The sequence below is a fragment of the Pseudoalteromonas sp. 78C3 genome, from assembly GCF_002836695.1.
Lineage (GTDB): Bacteria > Pseudomonadota > Gammaproteobacteria > Enterobacterales > Alteromonadaceae > Pseudoalteromonas > Pseudoalteromonas arctica.
The window spans coordinates 1-6,436 of sequence record NZ_PJAV01000005.1; the positions used below are offsets into that span (position 1 = coordinate 1).

Here is a 6,436-nt window from a genome sequence, read left to right on the forward strand (position 1 = left end):
AATTTAATAACTAGGTTATTCAGGCAAATAAAAAGGCAGCTTACGCTGCCTTTTTTTATTTTGCTTTGCTTGTGCCCACTTCTACGCGGGTTTTAAGCTTTTGACCTGGTCGAAAAGTCACCACGCGACGTGCCGAAATAGGAATATCTTCGCCTGTTTTCGGGTTGCGGCCTGGTCTTTCTTTTTTGTCTCGAAGATCAAAGTTACCAAATCCAGAGAGCTTAACCTGCTCGCCTTTTTCTAGCGCTGAGCGGATTTCTTCAAAAAACGCTTCAACTAAATCTTTGGCATCTTTTTTATTGATCCCGAGCTTTTCAAATAGGTGTTCAGCTATGTCGGCTTTAGTAAGCGCCATATCTAGTCCCTCAACGATGCATTAAACTGTTCGGCCAATTCGGCCACCACGTTATCAACTACTAGATTGATATCTTTCTCTTCGAGTGTTCTATCAACCGCTTGCAGTGTTAGAGCAATCGCCAAACTCTTATAATTTGGCTCAATACCTTTGCCCTTATACACATCGAATAAGTTTAGGTCAACCAATTGATTTCCGCCAACTTTTTCGATCACGCTTAAAATGTCGCCAGATTTAACGCTGTCTGCCACTAAAATCGCGATGTCGCGGCGATTTGAAGGGAATTTAGACACCCCTTCTGCTTGCGGTAAATTTCTTTTTTCTATTGCTGACATTTCAATTTCAAAAACAAAAGTTGCGTTGTTGATATCTAACGACTTTTGAGCTTGAGGATGTAAAGCACCAAAAAAACCAACCTTTTTGCCATCAACATATATTACAGCTGATTGACCAGGGTGAAGTCCATCTGACTGCTCGGCTTTAATTTCAAAGCGAGTAACGTCATTAGTAATTGCAAGTAAGGCTTCAACATCACCTTTTAGGTCGTAAAAATCAACGTTACGTTTTTCTTCAACCCAATGTTCACCATTTACAAGACCCGTAATAACGCCGCCAATAACCGGTACTTGGTAAACACCATTTTCTGCACTTTCGTCGCTTATAAATTTAAGACCATGTTCGAATAAACGAATGCGAGGCTGTTGGCGATTTTGGTTATACGCTACAGACGCTAATAAACCCGGCATTAAACTTACACGCATCGCTGACATTTCAATTGAAATAGGGTGCGGTAATACCATTGCTTTACACTCTGGGTGTAAAATAGCTTGTGCTTTAGGGTCTACAAAGCTGTATGTAATTGCTTCTTGGTAACCACGAGTCACTAACGTATTACGGAACTTGCTAAGTGCAATAGTTGCTTCGTTATGTGTCGTCATTTTAAGTTTTGCAGTTGGTGCAACATTTGGAATGCTGTTGTAACCGTAAACACGTGCTACTTCTTCAATTAAATCTTCTTCGATGCGAATATCAAAACGGTAGCTTGGTACGTCCGCACTCCAGCTTTCATTTTCTACTTTAACATCAAGACCTAAACGCGTAAGAATATCTGTTACTTTAGCATCTTCAATATGATGACCAATAACACGGTCTAAACGTGCACGACGAAGACGTACTTCAGTCACTTTTGGTAGTTTGTCAGCCGCAACAGCTTCAACTACAGGGCCTGCTTGACCACCTACAATCTCAAGAAGAAGTGCTGTTGCACGTTCCATTGCATCATGTTGTAGAGCAAAATCAACACCGCGTTCATAACGGTGTGAAGCATCAGTGTGTAAACCGTAGCTACGTGCTTGCCCTGCAATTGCTACAGGATTAAAAAATGCGCTTTCAAGTAATATATCAGATGTTTTATCTGTAACACCTGATTGCTCACCACCAAAAACACCTGCAATTGCAAGTGCTTTGTTATGATCGGCTATCACAAGTGTTGTGTCGTTTAATTTAGCGGTGTTACCGTCTAATAAAACAAGTTCTTCGCCTGCGTTTGCACCACGTACTTTAATACCACCTTCAATCGCATTTAAATCAAACGCGTGCATTGGGTGACCAAGTTCAAGTAATACATAGTTAGTCACATCAACAACCGGATCGATTGAACGTACGCCACTGCGACGTAGCTTTTCAACCATCCAAAGCGGTGTTTCTGCATCAAGGTTAATGCCCTTTATTACACGACCAAGGTAACGAGGACATGCATCTTCATTAACTAGCTCAATTGATACTTTGTCATCAATTGTTGGAGTAACAGCTGGAATATCTAATACGTTTACGTCAATACTATTTAAAACACCTACTTCGCGTGCTAGACCTTTTATACCTAAGCAGTCACCACGGTTTGGTGTTAAATCAACATCTATAATATTATCATCAAGACCTAGGTAATCACGTAAATCAGTGCCTACTGGTGCATCGCTTGGCAATTCCATAATGCCGTCGCCTTCTTCGCTAATACCTAGCTCAACAAAAGCACATAGCATTCCGTTTGAAGGTTGGCCGCGTAGTTTGGCTTTTTTAATTTTAAAGTCACCAGGCAGTACAGCGCCCACAGTTGCAACAGCAACTTTAATACCTAAACGACAATTTGGTGCACCACACACGATATCAAGTAGCTCATCGCCACCTACGTTAATTTTGGTAACACGCAGTTTATCTGCATCAGGGTGTTGCCCACATTCAACAACTTCACCTACAACTACGCCATTAAATTTGGCAGCAGCAGGCTCAACGCCATCAACTTCTAGACCAGCCATTGAAAGCTGTTCCGAAAGAGCTTGCGTATCAATAGCAGGATTAACCCACTCTCTTAACCACTTTTCACTAAATTTCATTTTATTGTTTCACTCTTAACGGAACTGGTTCAGGAATTTTAAGTCATTTTCGAAAAATGCACGCAAATCGTTTACGCCATAGCGCAACATAGTTAAACGCTCTACACCCATACCAAAAGCAAAGCCGGTGTATTTTTCTGGGTCAATGCCCACAGACTTAAGTACATTTGGGTGTACCATGCCGCAGCCTAGTACTTCTAACCACTTACCGTCTTTACCCATAACATCTACTTCAGCCGAAGGTTCTGTAAACGGGAAGAATGAAGGACGGAAACGAATTTCCATATCTTCTTCAAAAAAGTTACGTAAAAAATCATGCAAAATACCTTTTAGCTCAGTAAAGCTAACATCGGTATCAACCATTAAACCTTCAACCTGATGGAACATAGGTGTATGTGTCTGGTCGTAATCGTTACGATATACACGTCCAGGTGAAATAATGCGCAGTGGTGGCTGCTCAGTTTCCATAGTACGAATTTGCACGCCACTTGTTTGTGTACGTAGTACTAATTTAGGATTGAAATAAAAGGTATCATGATCAGCACGTGCTGGATGGTGCTCTGGAATATTTAGCGCATCAAAGTTATGAAAATCGTCTTCAATTTCTGGACCAGATTTAACTTCAAAACCTAACTCACCGAAAAAGCTTTCTATGCGCTCAATAGTGCGCGTAACTGGGTGTAAACCGCCAGTAGGCATAACACGCCCTGGTAGAGTTACATCTATAGTTTCAGCAGCTAGTTTTTCTTCAAGTGCTTTACTTGCTAGCAATTCACGCTTTTCGTTGATAGCAGTTTGTACATCTTGTTTAGCTTGGTTTATAACTTGGCCTGCTTCTTTACGTTCTTCAGGTGCTATTTTACCTAACGTTTTAAGTAAGCTAGTGATTTCGCCTTTTTTACCAAGGTAATTAACCCTGATATCTTCTAACTGCGCTATTTCACTGGCACTGGCTACCGCCTCAAGTGCTTGCGCTAATATGTTTTCTAAGTTCATTCGATACCTGATCTTTCACAGAAGGTGATTGCTTAAGAGCGTGTTGGCCTTTCAAGATTGCTTTACAACAGTGTGGTTGGTTATTAAATAAGGTTAAGCATTGGACTGTAGTTTCCTACATAAGTGATGCAATAACGCTAAATAAAGACCAAACACATGCAGTTTGAAGTGTTTATCTCGGAGGCTACGTTCTTTGTTGTTCGGGTTTCGCATATAAATACTACGCTAAAGCCCTCACGACGCGATTAAAGCACTCTTAAGTTAAACAAATTCCAATCAGGAAAGGTAAACACGCTCTGATAATAGCTTATGATAACTGAAAGAAGGGTCTAGATTCTAGACCTACTACAGCTTTAACGTTGATTTTATAAAAGGAATAGTTAATTTTCGCTGTGCTGCCATAGATGCATGATCTAATTTGTCGAGTACATCTAATAAAGCACGCATATCACGGCTTAAACGGGTTAGTAAAAAGCGTGCACACTCATCACTTAATTCAAGCCCGCGCATATGAGCGCGCTTAACAAGTGCTTGTGCTTTATCGTCGTCACTCATAGAACGAATTTGAAAGGTTGTTCCCCACGTTAAGCGAGACTCTAAGTCAGGCAGCGAGATATTAAGCATGCTAGGAAGTAAATCGGCAGTTACTACTAACATTTTTCCGGGTTCGTTAAACCGGTTAAAAAAGTTGAATAGTGCTTTTTCCCATGCATCATTGCCTGCAACTAAATGCACGTCATCAATACATAGAACATCAAGTGCTTCTAAACCGTCTAATACCATAGGTCCAAAGTCAATTACTTCGCGCATAGACAGCAGCATATTAGATAAGCCACGCTCTTGTGCTTTAATGCAGGTTGCATACAAAAGGTGAGACTTACCCGAATCACCTAACCCACATAAATAAGTATACTGAAACTTTTTAGCTAACTTCGAAAAGCTATCTTTTAAATGGTTAACCTCTAACGAATCTTCCCCACCAAAGTACGATGCAAATGTTTCGTCATCCGGCAAGGTAACCGGTAATGCCATTTGCATCGGCTCAGAAGTTAGCATTATGGCGTTATCCATTGATACTCTAAGCTATTTTTATCAACAACATGATAAAAAGCGCGTGGATCCTCATAATCTTTAAATGAGGAGTCTAACCCTAACCCTTTTTTAAGATCGCTTAGGTTACCAGTGTGGTTTAGTTTAAATTCTACAAATTCTGGTGTTTTACGAACAATTTTAACTTGCGTAACAACGCTTAAGTTCAATAATCTTTGCTTTGCTAATTCAACATCAACAAAACTGTGCGTGCCTTTTAATGTTAGCGTGGCCGCGGCTTGTTCATAATAAGCATTTGGATCAATAGCGTACTCGCTTGCAAGGCCTCGAGCTAAGGTATCAATCATTTGGCTCACTATTTGCTGCTTATCGCCCGTTAATCTATTTGAATCAAATTGATCATCATTAGTAAAACGCCAATCTAAAATCCAATTTTCGCTATCTGCTTCTTTATACATTCTTGCTGTAATACTTCGCTCAGCACTGTATCGTCTAGAGGCCTCTTCTACTGGTTCTGAAAAGTTACCCCATACCTCAGGAATACCTACTAAACGTCTATCTTGTAAATCAAGTAATGGCACAACGACAGGCAGACCACGGCGTCCTGCTTTGTCATAAATTAACTGCTCTAATTGCGGGTAACTTTCTTGTGTTACTAATTCTCTGCGCCAATTGTCTTCAATACCTAACCATATTGCGACTAATGGACGTTGTACTCCCCATAAAGGTAAGTTTAACTCTTTGATTAACGCATTGATCTTTCGAGCTTCAAATTTAACAACGAGTTTCAATTGTCCATTTGCTCTCTCGTCATATTCAAACTTAAGCATATAATCAGAAATATCTTTCGTGCGTTGCTGTGCTAATTTATTTTGATCCGCAGTTTCATCACCGCTTACTTTCACTAAAACATTGAGCAAAGCTTTACGACTCGCAGCTAATCGAGTGTCTCGTGTTTTGTCATCCACTTTTAAAATATCTTGATATAGATCAGTTACTTCAACTGCCGACGCAGAAAAACAAAATAAAATGGATATGGCGCTAATTAATAATCTATACACAGGCTGTTAGTTCTTGGTTTTAAACTGATTTGATCCTAAATCAAAGACAGTAACAAAGCAAAATTAAATTTGTTATCTAAGGAAATGAAAGTAATTAGCTTTTATAAAAAATAAAAAAGATTAAATATGAATAAGATAGTTAAGTGAGTAGTACGCTATTCACTTACGTTTAACTTTACTACACTTTTCAAAACGCGAACCTTCCGGGTCTAGTTTGATCATTAAGGTATTAAATGTAATTACTCGATGATGTTACGGTATAGATTATTCGTTATTGGCTCACGTTTTACTTTCTGCAGACGTAAAAAAATCGTTAGATACGGGCTCTCTACAATATGAAGTCGGTGCGCTACGCAGTACCCACAGCGGTGGAGAGTCACGTAGCAAATGCTACTGTAGATATTGAGGGGTTTTGTTGTGATTTTAACGTTGGGAGTCGCTGCGCTCGCCCGCCCTACGTGATGGGTGTTGATGTGAGTGTGTATTAATTGTGCGCATTTCACTTTTCTGCAGACGTAAAAAAGCCCGAATCGTTAAATTCGGGCTTTCTACAATTTGAAGCCTGGTAATGTCCTACTTTCACA

At 39.9% G+C, this 6,436-nt stretch carries 5 protein-coding genes; all 5 read right to left on the reverse strand.

Annotation, left to right across the window (positions count from 1 at the left end; genetic code table 11):
* Positions 1 to 55: 55 nt before the first annotated feature.
* Positions 56 to 355: an integration host factor subunit alpha gene (gene ihfA, locus CXF76_RS00130; protein WP_002960690.1), complete on the reverse strand. Its 300-nt coding sequence runs from the start codon at positions 353 to 355 to the stop codon at positions 56 to 58.
* A 2-nt stretch (positions 356 to 357) separates the two neighbouring features.
* The gene (gene pheT / locus CXF76_RS00135) at positions 358 to 2,745 is read right to left on the reverse strand and encodes a phenylalanine--tRNA ligase subunit beta (protein ID WP_024590546.1); all 2,388 of its coding nucleotides are present in this window, start codon (positions 2,743 to 2,745) and stop codon (positions 358 to 360) included.
* 15 nt (positions 2,746 to 2,760) lie between these two features.
* A complete protein-coding gene (pheS, locus tag CXF76_RS00140) occupies positions 2,761 to 3,741 on the reverse strand; it encodes a phenylalanine--tRNA ligase subunit alpha (protein ID WP_033027877.1) in 981 nt (326 codons plus the stop codon).
* A 345-nt stretch (positions 3,742 to 4,086) separates the two neighbouring features.
* Positions 4,087 to 4,797, reverse strand: a complete 711-nt coding sequence (gene hda, locus CXF76_RS00145) for a DnaA regulatory inactivator Hda (RefSeq protein WP_007580342.1) — start codon at positions 4,795 to 4,797, stop codon at positions 4,087 to 4,089.
* The gene (locus CXF76_RS00150) at positions 4,797 to 5,852 is read right to left on the reverse strand and encodes a DUF2066 domain-containing protein (protein ID WP_101162748.1); all 1,056 of its coding nucleotides are present in this window, start codon (positions 5,850 to 5,852) and stop codon (positions 4,797 to 4,799) included. The genes hda and CXF76_RS00150 overlap by 1 nt, the downstream gene beginning before the upstream one ends.
* Between the last annotated feature and the right edge of the window lie 584 nt (positions 5,853 to 6,436).